Here is a 13,154-nt window from a genome sequence, read left to right as displayed (position 1 = left end):
GGGGTTGTGTCGGTCACGTCGAGGTCTTTCGGATGGATGGCGTAGGAACCTCCATCGTCGGGAGACCTCGACGTCTATCTGCGGACCGACGCGCCCGACCGACCTACACCCTCATCTGGGAAGAGCCACCAACGGGCGCCCAGGAGTAGTGCCGGGAACGCGATCTGGAGCGCTATGAATATCGCCACCAGCGCGCGTGCAGTCCTAGACGCTGACATGCGTCACGGCATAGGCGTTGGCGTCGGCTGTGGGGAGGATCCCACGGTCCGAATCGAGAATGAGCGTCAGCTCGAGGAGGTTCCCCACGAAGTGGGACAATATCAGGGCGGGGAACAACGTTTTTCAGTTCGACGCCCGACTGCGGTGTCTACTCGATTGCAGTGGTCAACCGGAACTCGTCCCGCTGGGCATGCGGTCCCACACCCGGAAGGAATGCGCGCCGTGAAGTACCTCAACTCGATCGAGATCGACCTGCCGCGGGAGCGGGTGGCGCAGTTGCTGGCGGACCCGGCGAACATTCAGAAGTGGGTGCGGGGCGTGATACTCCACGAGCCGTTGACCGGGACACACGGGCAGGTCGGCACCACATCGCGGGTCGTCTTGCGATCGGGGAAGCAGGAGATCGAGTGCACCGAGACCGTCACCAGGCGGGAGCCCGCAGACCTGCATGACATCCCCACAGGGGTCGTGGCCCGCTTCGACCGGGAGATGGTCGCCCCGGGCATGTGGAGCATGACGCGCGATCGGCTGACCGAGGTCGATCGCGGGACGACGCGCTGGGAGAGCGAGAGCGAGTACCGGTTCAGCGGCCTGATGATGCGGCTGATCGCGCTTGTCATGCCCCGCACCTTCCGCACGCAGTCGCAGCAGCACATGCAGGACTTCAAGGAGTTCGCCGAGCACGGGAAGGATGTCCGCGACGGGGAGAACTGATCGGGCGCCGTCAGCGCGTCCGGCGCCGCACCCCGCCGTAGATCCCCTGCCGGGTGATGAGCCGCTGCAGCACCACGTCGGAGGCCAACGCCGGCACTCTGATGCCCTGTCCGGTTGGACCGAACACGATCAGCCCGTCACGCTGCGGACCGAGCACCGACCCCCAGCGCCGCCGCGGCGGCCGGTACTCACGCAGCGGGGCGCCTTCAAGATATGCGCGGATGTTCCTCGCGACCAGGGCGTGCCCGCGGTTGCGAGCGGAGGTCCGCAGCGGGTCGGTCGCGGCCACATCGCCCACTGCAAAGACGTCGTCGTACCCGACTACCCGCAGCGTCGGATCCACGTTCACGAATCCGCCCGCGTCGAGCATGTGGCCCGGCAGCCACGCGGTATTGGGGATCACTCGGCCGATTGCCCAGATCACCGCATCTGAGACGACCGGTGGCTGCCCCGTCGACCAGGTCACGGGCCCGCTGGTCAGGTCGCGAGCGTCATCTCCCGGGGGCAGCTCCGCGCGGTACCCCGGATGCAGGCCCACACCGAGCGCCTCCAGCCGGGACCTCACCCGGTGCCAGACGCGCTCGTGATGATGGGGGAGCGCGCGGTCACCGGGGAAGTACACGTCCACCGTCGTGCCGGGCCACCGCTCGGCCACCTGCGCCGCAGAACTCAGCGCTGCCGCGCCGCCGCCGATGATCATCACCGACCCCGCCGCCGCGATGCGCTCGTGGGGCGAGGCGAGGTCGGCGTCGACCGCACCCGAGTCCTGGAGGGTGGGGTGGCGCCAGAAGCCGTTGGTCACCCCGGTGGCGACGACGACGACGTCGTACGGTTCCTCGGCGACCGTGCCGTCCGCGTAGGTGACGCGCACGGTCCGGTTCTCGGTGAGGGCTGTCGCGCTGCCGTGCACGAGGCGCACGTCGTCGAGTCCACGGAACCTGTCGTAGGCGATGCGGTAGTCGCGGGTCCACGCCTCGGGTCGGGCCAGTCTCAGGCCGAGTTCCTGCCCGCTGACGAACTCCGGCTTCGCGTGGATGCCCACAACGCTGCCACGCCGTCGGAGCGCGATGGCGGTGAGGACGCCGGTGTCTCCGAGCCCGACGACGACGATGCGGGGAGCGCTCACGCCGGGGACTGTGCGCGCCGGTCCTTCTCGGTCGGGCTCTTCTTGGGCGGCCGTGGGATGAACAGGGACACCCGGTCCACGACCCGGGCGTACTCGGGCCGGCGCTCGAGGCTGCGCGTCTCCATCAGCGGGATACTCACGGCGAGGAACATCGCCACCATCGCCGCGGTTCCGGCGAACACCCACCACGCTCCCGGGTAGGCGGCGAGGCCGAACAGGCCCATGGAGAACCAGATCCCGCACTCGCCGAAGTAGTTCGGATGCCTGGACCACGACCACACGCCGGTGTCCATGACCTGGCCCGGCGACCTGGTGGCGATGAAGCGGTGCATCTGCAGATCGGCGATCGTCTCGAGGGCGAGCGCGGCCAGCCCGACGGCAAAGGCGACGAAGTCGAGCCACCCGAGCGGCTCACCGACCCTGGTGGCGACAACGTAGACGGGGATGAGTCCGGCGAAGACCTGCAGGGTCGGGAAGACGTGGATGCCCATCAGGTCGGCGCCGAACTCGAACTTCCCGGCCCGTTCGCGGATCATCGGGTAGCGCCAGTCCTCGTGGTGCATGCCGGGGAAGGTACGGATCCAGTTGGCCGTCAGGCGGATCGCCCACGCCAGCAGCACCACCATCATCAGCCACCAGCGGGCGTCGTTGACCCCCGCGTCGGCGGCCACCCACCAGTAGAACGCGAGCAGCGGGGGGATGACCGACCAGTAGGCGTCGTAGAAGCTGGAGTTGCCGTAGATCCGGCTCGCCGCGAAGATCACCACTGTCGCGATGAGATCGGCGATCAGGCCGTCCAGCCACAACTGCCCGGTGTCCGGCCCCCACAGCAGCCACACCAATCCCGCGGCGATGGCGACGATATAAGCGATCCCGACCCGCAGGAGCGATGCACCTTGACTCATGTCAGGGAGGGTAATGAGCGTTCTGCGGACGAACCTGCGGAACGCCGAAACGCGGTGTGGCACTACGGGGTGTGGCACTACATGGTCGTCAGCCCAGGCCGAACAGTCTTCCCACGAGGCCCAGGGCCATGACCAGGATCACCAGCACGATGATCCCCAGGAGTATGAAGATCCCGATGCGGGAGTTGGACTTGGTCGGGCTCTGCCCGGTCCCTGCGCTGTCCGAGGACAGGGAGGTCGAATCCGAGTCCGGCGTCTGCGGGCCGCTGGGCGAACCGCCCGCATCGAGATCGGGGGAATCGATGGGATCCGGGTCGGACGGGCGGTTGTTGGTCATGACTAACCTTGACACACCTTGGCGGGGACGCGGTCCCACGGGCGCACGCGGGTGTGGTGCGTAGGTTCTGCGGGGTTGACTCCGACGCGACGTCGTAGTTTTAGCTCGGGGCCATGAGACTTCTTCCGGCTACGTACCTGGCGTCCTGCACCCTGTCCGCGTTGGGGAACTCCATAGCCGCGATCGTGCTGCCACTGTTGGTGCTCCAGACCACAGGCAGCGCGCTGGCAGCAGGCACGGTGGCGGCAGCCACGATCGTGCCCGCCGTCGTCGCGGGGATCTTCATGGGCCTCGTCATCGACAGAATCAACCGGCGCACCTCATCGATTCTCACCGACCTGATCTCTGCCGCCGCGATGGGCGCTCTGCCGATCATCGACATGATCACCGGCCTGTCCGTGGGCTGGTTCATCCTCTGCGGAGTCATCGGTGCGGTCGGAGACGTCCCGGGAATCACCGCTCGGGAGGCCCTGCTTCCCGCGATCATCCGCCACAGCGGGGTCTCGGCGGAACGCATCACCGGCAGCCGTGAGGCACTGGGCGCCGTCGCTATTCTGATCGGCCCCGCCGCTGCCGGGTTCATGGTCACCATCTGGGGCGGTGCCACGGCGTTGTGGGTCACGGCCGGTGCCTCGTTGGCCGCGGCGCTGCTGACGATGCTGATCCCTGATCGGGTGGGAACCCTCGACGGTGTGGTCACCGCGAGCGGAGGTCAGCCACGCAGGGTGTGGGGTCAACTGCGTGAAGGGTGGATGGAGATGATCAGCAACAGGTTCGTCCTGGTCACCTCGGTTCTGACGGTGGCCGCAGTGGTCGCGATCGGAGGCCTGCAGGGCATCATCCTCCCGCTCTACTTCACGGAGATCGACCGTCCGGGTCTGCTCGGCCTGGTCCTGAGCGCCATCGCCGCTGGATCCCTCGTCGGCGGAGGGATCTACGCTGTCGCCGGAACGCGCGGTTCCCGCCGCCACTGGTTTGTGGCCGGGGTGGTCGGCAGCATCATCGGCCTCGGCATCATGGCGACGCTCGTGTCGGTGTGGGTGTTGTTCCTCGGCGCCTTTGTCCTGGGATTCTCGGTCGGGCTCTTCGGAGCGTTGATAGGGGTGCTGTCCATCGAACGGATCCCCGAAGACCGACGCGGCCGCGTGCTGGGAACTCAGAACACGCTCGTCACGGCGGGGTCGCCGCTCGGCATCTTCCTCGCCGGGCTGCTCACCGAACTCACCGATCTCCACACCGCCCTTGTCATGCTCGCCGCCCTGTGGTCTCTTGGGCTCCTGGTGGCTCTGTTCGCCCGGTCCATGCGCAACCTCGACAGGCCCGCCGCCGTCGACCCGGATCGAGAGGTGATGAGCGATGCGTAGCAGCGACCTCGCCCGCACCGCCGGGGTCACCGTGCGTGCGCTGCGGCACTACCACCAGATCGGGTTGCTCGAGGAGCCGGCGAGGTCGAGCAACGGCTATCGCGTCTACGACACACATGCGCTGGTCAAGGTCCTGCGTATCCGACGCCTGATCGATCTGGGGTTCTCGTTGCCTCAGATCTCCACCATGCTCGACGACGACGAACCGCCCCCGGCCACGGTGTTCGACACCCTGGACGCGGAGTTCGCGGCGCAGATCGAGCGCCTCACCAGGCAACGCGAGCTCCTGTCTCATCTCAAACGCTACGAGGCGTTCCCTGATCTCCCGCCCGAGATCGCGTCGTCCCACAATCTCCTACGCCGATCCGGTCTGCCGGAGAGTGCGGCGGCCATGGACCGCGACCACACTCTTCTCCTGATGCATCTGATCGGCAACGCGGGGCAGGATCACCTGACGACGATCTACGAACTGCTCAGCCAGCCAGCTCGAGCCCCTGTCGTCGCGGCGGCGATGACGGCGTGGTCGACCCTCGAGGGCGAGGCCACGTCCCAGGAGATCACGGACCTCGCCGATCAACTCACCGAGCTGTTCCTGCCCGTCGTCGCCGAGCTCACCAGCAGAGGGCTGCCCGATCTCCCGCACCCTCCGGAAGCCTGGACAGGCCTGCACCTTGACGGCTACCTCACCACGGCCCAGCAGCGGGTCCTGGACAAGGTCAGGGCGGACCTGGAAAGTGCTACCACCCCGGACCCGGAAGCGGACCTCAGCTGAGGATCGAGGTCGACAAGATCTCCTAGTCGGGGTCGGCGTCGCTCTCTGCGGCGTCCGGCGCGTCCTCGTCGGTAACCGGGACCTCGACGAGCTGCTCGGCGACATCGGCAGGGTTCGCCTCGCGGGCCGGGTCGTCGACGGGAGTCTCGGGGGCATACTCCTCGGCGGCGGTGACGGGGTCGGGCTCCGGGGTGTACTCGTCCGGGTCGGGGCGGTCCTCGATGCTCATCTCGTCATCTCCAGTGCGTTGGGGGCGCGTGGACCTCCACCTCTAGCAGCCTCTCGCGGGCGGCGCCACTGTCCGAGGACAGCGCCGCGGGCGATACCGGTCAAGGGTTCGGGTTCGTGGCCGCGCCGTCGAGCCAGAGCACGTCTGTCGCATCGGCGTGCGTGCCGGTGGTCCCGACGTGCGTGGAGCTGATCTGCGGTCCCTTGGTGATCACGTGGACGAGAGCCATCCCGTGCCCGCGGCCGAGGTCGTAGTCGTTCTTCACCCACTCGAGGATCGGACCTACCTTGGTCCCGGGACCGAAGCCGCGGTTGGTGGCCTGATCGACGAGTTGACGCGGCGTGAATCCGGTCTTGACCTCGATGGTGTCGAGGTATGCCTGGAAGGACATGGGTTTCTCCTGCTGTCGATGGGCGAGTGGGGTCGGATCAGGCGGCGGCGTCGTCGGACCGCAGAGCGTAGGTCGCGATGATGTTGCCCGCCTGCGTGTGGGTCGAGCTCAGCAGACGTATGCGCGTGGTGGGGACGGAGTCGTCGAACAGCCTGCGGCCCTCTCCGGTGATCACCGGGTGGATGGTCAGCGTGAGTTCGTCCACCAACCCGGCCAGCACCAGTCGCCGAGTGGTCTCCACACCACCGGCGATCGCGATGTCGCCGCCGGGTTGCTGGCGCAACTGCTCCAGGTACTCCGCCGGATCACCGGCGACGATCGTGCTGTTCCACGGCAACTCGCCCGCCAGCGTGGAGGTGAGGACGTGCTTGCGCACCGGGTTGACCCATTCCGCGAACGGGTCCTGCGCACCGGGCCAGAACCCGGACCATTCCTGCCAGAGTGTGCGGCCCAGCACCAGGTCGGTGGTCGCGGTCGTCATCTCGGCCATGCTCTGCATCTCGTCGGGTCCGAACGAGTCGAACTGCCAGCGGTCGGCGTGCTCGGCCACACCGTTGAGCGTGTAGAACATGTGTGCCGTGGTCTTGCGGGTCATGATGATCCCTCCTGCGGGGGTTCGGGGGCCCAGACGAGCGGGTGCTCGGGCCGTGGAGAACTGCCTTCACAGGGGTAGACGGTCCGAGGCGCGGAAAATGATCGGTGCGGCGGGAGAGTCACCGGCGGTGTCTCCAGTGGGGCTTTCCTACGGCAGGTGCGTGGGGAGGCCGAAGTCGGAGAAGTGACCCGCGCCGATGAAGTGGGTGATCGACGAGATGCGGCCAGAGCGGGAGTCGAGGACGTGGATCGCGAACGCCTCCCACCGTTCGTCGCCCGCGTCGTGGTAGACGGCGACGGCGGGCCGGCCGTTGGCGGAGGTGGTGATGGTCCGCGCGTTGCGGCACACCTGCCCGGGGCCGCGCCACCAGTTCTCGATCTCTGCGGGGCCCCGCAGCCAGAGCTCGAACGGGGGCATGCTGAATTCCGCGTCCTCGGTCAGCAGGGCGACCAGGCGGTCGACGTCGTAGGCCTCGAAGGCGGCGACGTACTTCTCAAGAAGCCGGGTGTCGTAGGTGGGGGCCTCGTCCGCGGTGTCGGTCGGGACCGTGGCTCCGTGCCGGGCCATGGTCGTGCGCGCCCGGGCGAGGGCGGAGTTGACCGAGGCCACCGTCATGTCGAGCAGGTCGGCGCACTCTGCCGCCGAGAGGACCAGGACGTCACGCAGGATCAGCACGACCCGCTGGCGGGGTGGCAGGAACTGCAGTGCGGCTACAAAGGCGAGCCGGACTGATTCGCGGGTCAGGGCGGTGGCTGAGGGGTCGATGCCGAGGCGGGCGTCGCTGACCGGACCTATCCACTCCTGCTCGGGCAGGGTGGCCAGCGTCGTGGGGTCGTCGGGGACACGTCCGGGTGAGCTGAGGTCCACCGGGAGGCTGCGCCGCTGCGGCGCGCGCGTCATGTCCAGGCAGACGTTGGTGGCTATCGAATACAGCCACGTGCGCAGCGACGAGCGGCCCCCGAACTCAGCACCGTCCCGGGCGTTCCAGGCGCGGAGCATCGTCTCCTGCGTCGCGTCCTCGGCCTCCGCGACACAGCCGAAGTAGCGGTAGCAATAGCCGAGGATCTCGCTGCGGTAGGTCTCGGCCTCGATCGTGTGCACGCGGATAGTGTCCGCCTATGCGGCCCGATTGTGGTGGGCTTCGGTGGCCCCGGCCGTGAGGCCTTGAGCCACCACATGACGGCCGCTACCGTCGCGGCATGGCTCACATCACCACGCGGCGCGTGGTCGCCGCCCTCGACTGTCCCGATGCCCGGGAGCTCGCAGACTTCTACGCGACGATGCTCGGATGGCGCGTCCACTCGGACGAGCAGTACCCGGACTGGGTGGACGTCCTGCCACCCCAGGGCGAGACGGACGCGATCACGCTCGGTTTCCAGACCGTCCCCGATTTCCGCGCGCCGACCTGGCCCGAGGGGCAGGTCCCACAACAGGTGCACCTGGACTTCTACGTCGACTCGATCGCGGACTCCGAACCGGCCGTCCTGGCCGCCGGCGGGCGACGGCACAAGTATCAGCCCAGCCCCGACGGGCGTTTTGTCGTGTACCTCGACCCGGTCGGGCACCCGTTCTGCCTGTGCACGGAGGAGGACGGCGAACCCGGCCGGAGTACTTGATCAAACCTTGACGCGACCTCCACGGGAATCGCGGGATGCGCCAGTGATCCTGGAAGCAAAATCGAACTCCCTCCCCATCCCGCCACCCCCAAGGAGGCTCCCGATGTCGACGCCCCCCGACGCCCATCCCGTGCACGACGAGCACGACGAGCACAGCGATCACAGCGAGCACGCCGAGCACGGCGACCACAGCGACCACGCCGAGCACGGGGGCCACGATCGGCACGCCGGGCACGGGGCGCATGGTGAGATGTTCCGCCGGCGGTTCTGGGTCTCGCTGATCCTGGCCGTTCCGGTGGTGTTCTTCAGCCACATGGTCGCCGACCTGCTGGGCTACACCATGCCGGAGTTCCCCGGCGCCATGTGGATCGCCCCGGTGCTGGGCACGGTGATCTTCGTGTACGGCGGCGCCCCGTTCCTCACGGGCGGCTGGGCCGAACTCCGCTCGCGCCGTCCCGGGATGATGCTGCTGATCGCCATGGCGATCACCGTCGCGTTTCTCGCGTCCTGGGTCACCACTCTGGGGCTCGGCGGGTTCGACCTGGACTTCTGGTGGGAACTGGCGCTGCTGATCGTGATCATGCTGCTCGGGCACTGGCTTGAGATGCGCGCACTCGGCTCGGCCTCGGGCGCCCTCGACGCGCTGGCGGCCATGCTGCCGGACTCTGCGGAGAAGATCACCGACTCCGGAACCGCGACGGTCCCTCTGCAGGACCTCGAGCTCGGGGATCTGGTGCTCGTACGCGCGGGAGCGCGGGTGCCCGCCGACGGCACGGTCACCGACGGCCGCGCCGAGGTCGATGAATCGATGATCACCGGCGAGTCCAAGTCCGCCATCAGGGACGTGGGCGACACCGTGGTCGCCGGGACTGTGGCGACCGACAGTGCCCTGAGGGTGCGGATCACCGCGGTGGGGGAGAGTACCGCGCTGGCCGGCATCCAGCGGATGGTCGCGGACGCCCAGGCCTCCTCGTCCCGAACGCAGGCGCTCGCGGACAAGGCCGCAGCGTTCCTGTTCTACTTCGCCACCGTCGCAGGCATCCTCACGTTTGCGGTCTGGGCTCTGCTCGGCAACGTCGACGAGGCCGTGGTGCGCACGGTGACCGTGCTCGTGATCGCCTGCCCCCACGCACTGGGGTTGGCGATCCCGCTGGTCATCGCGATCTCCACCGAACGAGCCGCCAGGTCCGGGGTGCTGGTCAAGGACCGGCTCTCGCTCGAGCGCATGCGCACAGTCGACGTGGTCCTGTTCGACAAGACCGGCACCCTGACCCAGGGACGGCACCGGGTCACCGGCCTCGCCGCCGGGCGCGAGGTCACCGAGGAGCGGGTGTTGGCCGTGGCAGCGGCGGTCGAGGCCGACAGCGAACACCCCGTCGCCCGCGCGATCGTCACCGCGGCGGACGATCGGGTGCCGGCCACGGACCGGGTGGCCGCCAGCGACTTCCGGTCCCTGCCCGGACGTGGTGTCCGCGCCCGGGTCGACGGCGCCGAGATCAGCGTCGGCGGCCCCGCCATGCTCGACGATCTCGGGCTGTCGGTTCCCGCCGACATCGCGGAGGCGACCGACCAGTGGGTGTCGCGGGGGGCGTCGGTGTTGCACGTCGTCGACGGCGAGCGGGTCCTGGGGGCTCTCGCGCTCGAGGACGCCGTGCGCGAGGAGTCGCGGCAGGCGATCGACGCGCTGCATGACCGTGGGATCTCGGTCGCGATGATCACCGGCGACGCCCGACAGGTCGCGGACGCCGTGGCCGCGGACCTCGGGATCGACGAGGTGTTCGCCGAGGTTCTCCCCGAGCACAAGGACGCGAAGGTCAGCGAGCTCCAGGAGCGCGGGCACAGGGTGGCGATGGTCGGCGACGGGGTCAACGACGCCCCGGCGTTGGCCCGCGCCGACGTGGGCGTGGCGATCGGCGCCGGCACCGACGTGGCGATCGAGTCCGCCGGGGTGGTGCTCGCCGCGAACGATCCGCGGGCGGTCCTGTCGATCATCGAGCTCTCCCAGGCCAGCTATCGCAAGATGTGGCAGAACCTGGTGTGGGCCACGGGGTACAACGTCATCGCGGTGCCGCTGGCCGCCGGGGTCCTGGCGTTCGCCGGCGTGGCGATCTCCCCCGCGGTCGCGGCGATCCTCATGTCCATCTCCACCATCGTGGTGGCGCTCAACGCCCAGCTGTTGCGTCGCCTCGACCTCGACCCCGCCGCTTTGGTCCGCAGCTGACCCGGCCCCCGACCGGTCGACAGGGCAGAGGCAGCGCAGAGGTAGAGGCAGCGCAGAGGCAGCGCGAAGGTGTAGCCCGGGGCGCCTCAGCTCCTCGCGGTGGCCAGTGGGCCGCCGGCGCGGAATGCGTGCTGGACGAACCGCGTACCGATCAGCTCGTGTGTGGCGGTATCGGGGTGCAGCGCGTCGGGGAGTGGGTGCTCCTCGGCGTCTGCCGACCCATAGAGTGCGGTGCCGTCGAGGTAGTGCAGGTTGTCGTCGTCGGATCTCTTCTCGACGATCGACGCGAGCGCGTCACGGATCACTCTGAGCGTCAGTCGCCCCTGTTCGGTGTCGCCGGTCTCGCCTGTCGCGACGAACCGCACGTTCCCGGTGCGGAAGCTGTCCGGATCGAACGCGCCGGGTCCCGGGGTGTCCTCGTGGATGCCGCAGTAGATCGGCGAGACGAGCAGCAGCGGGGTGGTGGGGTGTCCGTCGCGGATGGTGTCGAGGAACCCGTGCACCGCGGGGACGAACGAGCGGAGCCGCATGGAGTCGGAGTTGGTGACGTTGATGCCCAGCTTGAGACTGATCACATCGGCCGGGGTGTCGCGGATGACGCGGGCCATAAACGGATCGACGAGGGCACTGCCGCCGAAGCCGAGGTTGCGCAGGTCGACACCGCCGAGACGGGCCGCCAGCGCCGGCCAGGTCCGCGCCGGCGTGGTGGCGTTGGAGCCGTGGCTGATCGAGCTCCCGTGATGGAGCCACCGGCGTGCGTCGGTCGGCGCGGGGGTCACCGGCGCGTCCGTGCGGAGTTCGAGTAGCTCGACCGTCTCGTTGTGCGGCAACCACAGCTCAACGAGCTTCTCTCCCGCGGCCAGTCCCGTGAACCGGGTGAGGTGTGGGGCGCCGCTCACGGCCGTGGTCTCGCCGGTCTGCAGGTCCGTCTGGAACGCGTCTCCGCCGGTGAGCAGATCACTCGCGACGAGCTGGTGGTCCACGACCAGGTCGACGCTGCCGCGCGGGCGGTCGAACCCTCGGTAGGCGAGGCGGGTGGGGTGGGTGAGGAGCTCGATGCTCTCGGCCCCGGTGATCATCGCCAGCCGCACACCTGAGGGCTGCGCCTCCATCGACAGCAACTGTGGATCGGGGAACTGCGCTCCCACCCAGGCGGGAAGCCGATGCGGCCGCAGCCCCCGGGACGTGGTCTCGAGATGATCGTGGCCGCGCAGTAGCGCCGGCGTGATGGGCGTGCTGATCGTCATGGGTGCTTCTCTTTCGCTAGGTGCTGTCATCCGCCGCGACTCGTCGGGCTCGGGGGAGTGGGTTGTGAGCGTCGAGTACCCGTGTCCGCGGGTATGGGCACGACCGTCAGCACACCCGACTATAAGGGGGCGGACGGGACCGGCTGTGCCCCTGCGGGAGTGGACCAACTCGGAGACGTTTGTCGGACGCATGTGTTTGATTTCCGTAATACCCGGTCTAGTCAGGAGGATCCGTGTCACGCATCCGCACTACCATCGCCAGCGCGCTCGGAGTCCTCGCACTCAGCTTGGCCGCCGCACCGATCGCTCAGGCGCAGCCGTTGCCCGGCGGCTCAGTGGAACTGCCGCCGATCGAGCCGATCGCGGTGCCAATACCGATGGGGTCGACCGCAGGCCAGCTCCCAGCCTTGCCGTTCCCGCTGTTCTGGCAGGACCCGGTCCCACCTCCGCCGCCGTCCCCGCAGTTCGTCGCATCCAACTGGATAGTCATGTACACCGCTTGCCCAGCTCCCGGAGAGTGGGCCTATACCGAAAATGGCACAAGAGCTTGGTGTGCCCAGCGAAAGTACACCGATGCATTCCACTGGGCGCCCAGTCAGGAGCCGTTTCAACATCCCGAGGCAAGCGACTGGAGCCGCATGACGCGTGTCGCGAACTCTCTGGGCGGCAAGCGATGCGATTCAGAGGGCTCCAAGACGCTCAACCCGTCAAATGGTCAAGAGGTCTACTGCGACTGGGAGCAGAGAGGGCCGACGCCCGGCCTCATATGGAGGTTCACCGATTACTTGAACTTCGTGACCCGGTAGAACTGGTCCGCGGCTGATCGATCGGCGTAACGGCGCGGCGGACTGGTCCTGCCTCTGCGCAGCCACCTCGTCGTCGTCGAGACCTTTTCCGTCCCATGTCGAGAACCGACGAACGGTTCCGTCCCCCTGGTGAAGCGACCACACTGGGTCGCACAGTACGAGGAGGACCACCATGGCCAAGTACCTGTTGCTCAAGCACTACCGGGGCGCACCGGAGCCGCCCAACAACGTGCCCATGAACGAATGGACACCCGAGGAGTTCTCGGCGCACATCCAGTACATGAACGACTTCGCGGCGCGGCTGGAGGAGTCCGGTGAATTCGTTGACGCCAACGCCCTGTCGGAGTCGGGGACGTGGGTGCGATACGACGGCGAGGGCCGCCCGCCGCTGACCGATGGCCCGTTCCCCGAGACCAAGGACCTGATCGCCGGCTGGATGATCATCGACGTGAGCAGCTACGAGCGCGCCCTGGAGTTGGCCGCGGAGCTGTCGGCGGCTCCGGGCGCGGGCGGGGAGCCGATCCATGAGTGGCTCGAGCTACGGCCGTTCCTGGAGTCGCCACCCGTCTGAGGTCGGTGGTCGGCCCGGCGATCCCGGCGTAGCGTGCGGGC

15 protein-coding genes are annotated in these 13,154 nt (G+C 68.3%); 7 read left to right on the top strand and 8 right to left on the bottom strand.

Annotated elements, in window-relative coordinates; all coding sequences use genetic code 11:
• Positions 1 to 441 precede the first annotated feature (441 nt).
• Entirely contained in the window at positions 442 to 933 is a 492-nt protein-coding gene (locus tag NJE57_RS16870; protein ID WP_319029687.1) for an SRPBCC family protein, read from the top strand.
• A gap of 10 nt (positions 934 to 943) precedes the next feature.
• On the opposite strand, the gene NJE57_RS16865 is transcribed toward NJE57_RS16870, so the two are convergent.
• From NJE57_RS16865 to NJE57_RS16855, 3 genes are all read right to left on the bottom strand, one after another.
• On the bottom strand, positions 944 to 2,059 hold the full coding sequence (locus tag NJE57_RS16865) for an FAD-dependent oxidoreductase (RefSeq protein ID WP_319029686.1): 1,116 nt from the start codon (positions 2,057 to 2,059) through the stop codon (positions 944 to 946).
• A complete protein-coding gene (locus NJE57_RS16860; protein ID WP_319029685.1) occupies positions 2,056 to 2,964 on the bottom strand; it encodes a DUF1295 domain-containing protein in 909 nt (302 codons plus the stop codon). Before NJE57_RS16860 ends, NJE57_RS16865 begins: the two co-directional genes overlap by 4 nt.
• Before the next feature lie 88 nt (positions 2,965 to 3,052).
• Entirely contained in the window at positions 3,053 to 3,301 is a 249-nt protein-coding gene (locus NJE57_RS16855) for a DUF6480 family protein (protein WP_319029684.1), read from the bottom strand.
• A gap of 113 nt (positions 3,302 to 3,414) precedes the next feature.
• On the opposite strand from NJE57_RS16855, the gene NJE57_RS16850 reads away from it, so the two are divergent.
• Both NJE57_RS16850 and NJE57_RS16845 read left to right on the top strand, forming a co-directional pair.
• Positions 3,415 to 4,665, top strand: a complete 1,251-nt coding sequence (locus NJE57_RS16850; protein WP_319029683.1) for an MFS transporter — start codon at positions 3,415 to 3,417, stop codon at positions 4,663 to 4,665.
• Positions 4,658 to 5,437, top strand: coding sequence for a MerR family transcriptional regulator (locus NJE57_RS16845; protein WP_319029682.1), 780 nt, complete (start codon positions 4,658 to 4,660; stop codon positions 5,435 to 5,437). Before NJE57_RS16850 ends, NJE57_RS16845 begins: the two co-directional genes overlap by 8 nt.
• A 22-nt stretch (positions 5,438 to 5,459) precedes the next feature.
• Here NJE57_RS16845 and NJE57_RS16840 read toward each other — a convergent pair whose 3' ends face one another.
• From NJE57_RS16840 to NJE57_RS16825, 4 genes are all read right to left on the bottom strand, one after another.
• Complete coding sequence (locus NJE57_RS16840) at positions 5,460 to 5,666, bottom strand: hypothetical protein (protein ID WP_319029681.1); 207 nt, start codon at positions 5,664 to 5,666, stop codon at positions 5,460 to 5,462.
• Positions 5,667 to 5,766: 100 nt separating this feature from the next.
• Positions 5,767 to 6,057, bottom strand: a complete 291-nt coding sequence (locus NJE57_RS16835) for a DUF4287 domain-containing protein (RefSeq protein ID WP_319029680.1) — start codon at positions 6,055 to 6,057, stop codon at positions 5,767 to 5,769.
• Between the two features lie 37 nt (positions 6,058 to 6,094).
• Positions 6,095 to 6,652 (bottom strand): dihydrofolate reductase family protein, encoded by a 558-nt coding sequence (locus tag NJE57_RS16830; RefSeq protein WP_319029679.1) that lies wholly within the window; start codon positions 6,650 to 6,652, stop codon positions 6,095 to 6,097.
• A 147-nt stretch (positions 6,653 to 6,799) separates the two neighbouring features.
• Complete coding sequence (locus NJE57_RS16825) at positions 6,800 to 7,753, bottom strand: sigma-70 family RNA polymerase sigma factor (protein ID WP_319029678.1); 954 nt, start codon at positions 7,751 to 7,753, stop codon at positions 6,800 to 6,802.
• 98 nt (positions 7,754 to 7,851) lie between these two features.
• Here NJE57_RS16825 and NJE57_RS16820 point away from each other — a divergent pair, with 98 nt between their 5' ends.
• Positions 7,852 to 8,268, top strand: a complete 417-nt coding sequence (locus NJE57_RS16820) for a VOC family protein (protein ID WP_319029677.1) — start codon at positions 7,852 to 7,854, stop codon at positions 8,266 to 8,268.
• Between the two features lie 103 nt (positions 8,269 to 8,371).
• A complete protein-coding gene (locus NJE57_RS16815) occupies positions 8,372 to 10,489 on the top strand; it encodes a copper-translocating P-type ATPase (protein WP_413464429.1) in 2,118 nt (705 codons plus the stop codon).
• An 86-nt stretch (positions 10,490 to 10,575) separates the two neighbouring features.
• Here the strand turns inward: NJE57_RS16815 and NJE57_RS16810 are convergent, their stop codons facing one another.
• On the bottom strand, positions 10,576 to 11,736 hold the full coding sequence (locus NJE57_RS16810; RefSeq protein WP_319029676.1) for a GDSL-type esterase/lipase family protein: 1,161 nt from the start codon (positions 11,734 to 11,736) through the stop codon (positions 10,576 to 10,578).
• A 233-nt stretch (positions 11,737 to 11,969) separates the two neighbouring features.
• Between NJE57_RS16810 and NJE57_RS16805 the strand changes: the two genes are divergently transcribed.
• Both NJE57_RS16805 and NJE57_RS16800 read left to right on the top strand, forming a co-directional pair.
• Entirely contained in the window at positions 11,970 to 12,542 is a 573-nt protein-coding gene (locus NJE57_RS16805; RefSeq protein ID WP_319029675.1) for a hypothetical protein, read from the top strand.
• 172 nt (positions 12,543 to 12,714) lie between these two features.
• On the top strand, positions 12,715 to 13,113 hold the full coding sequence (locus NJE57_RS16800; RefSeq protein WP_319029674.1) for a YciI family protein: 399 nt from the start codon (positions 12,715 to 12,717) through the stop codon (positions 13,111 to 13,113).
• The last annotated feature ends 41 nt before the right edge of the window (positions 13,114 to 13,154 follow it).

Source organism: Dietzia sp. PP-33, assembly GCF_033790845.1.
Classification (GTDB): Bacteria; Actinomycetota; Actinomycetes; order Mycobacteriales; family Mycobacteriaceae; genus Dietzia.
Note: the sequence above shows the minus strand (reverse complement) of the source record. Positions and strands in the feature narration are given on the sequence as shown.

Coding starts and splice junctions, on each gene's coding strand:
- NJE57_RS16850 (WP_319029683.1), top strand. CDS start 3,415: ATGAGACTTCTTCCGGCTACGTACCTGGCGTCCTGCACCCTGTCCGCG.
- NJE57_RS16845 (WP_319029682.1), top strand. CDS start 4,658: ATGCGTAGCAGCGACCTCGCCCGCACCGCCGGGGTCACCGTGCGTGCG.
- NJE57_RS16835 (WP_319029680.1), bottom strand. CDS start 6,057: ATGTCCTTCCAGGCATACCTCGACACCATCGAGGTCAAGACCGGATTC.
- NJE57_RS16855 (WP_319029684.1), bottom strand. CDS start 3,301: ATGACCAACAACCGCCCGTCCGACCCGGATCCCATCGATTCCCCCGAT.
- NJE57_RS16840 (WP_319029681.1), bottom strand. CDS start 5,666: ATGAGCATCGAGGACCGCCCCGACCCGGACGAGTACACCCCGGAGCCC.
- NJE57_RS16800 (WP_319029674.1), top strand. CDS start 12,715: ATGGCCAAGTACCTGTTGCTCAAGCACTACCGGGGCGCACCGGAGCCG.
- NJE57_RS16815 (WP_413464429.1), top strand. CDS start 8,372: ATGTCGACGCCCCCCGACGCCCATCCCGTGCACGACGAGCACGACGAG.
- NJE57_RS16820 (WP_319029677.1), top strand. CDS start 7,852: ATGGCTCACATCACCACGCGGCGCGTGGTCGCCGCCCTCGACTGTCCC.
- NJE57_RS16860 (WP_319029685.1), bottom strand. CDS start 2,964: ATGAGTCAAGGTGCATCGCTCCTGCGGGTCGGGATCGCTTATATCGTC.
- NJE57_RS16810 (WP_319029676.1), bottom strand. CDS start 11,736: ATGACGATCAGCACGCCCATCACGCCGGCGCTACTGCGCGGCCACGAT.
- NJE57_RS16830 (WP_319029679.1), bottom strand. CDS start 6,652: ATGACCCGCAAGACCACGGCACACATGTTCTACACGCTCAACGGTGTG.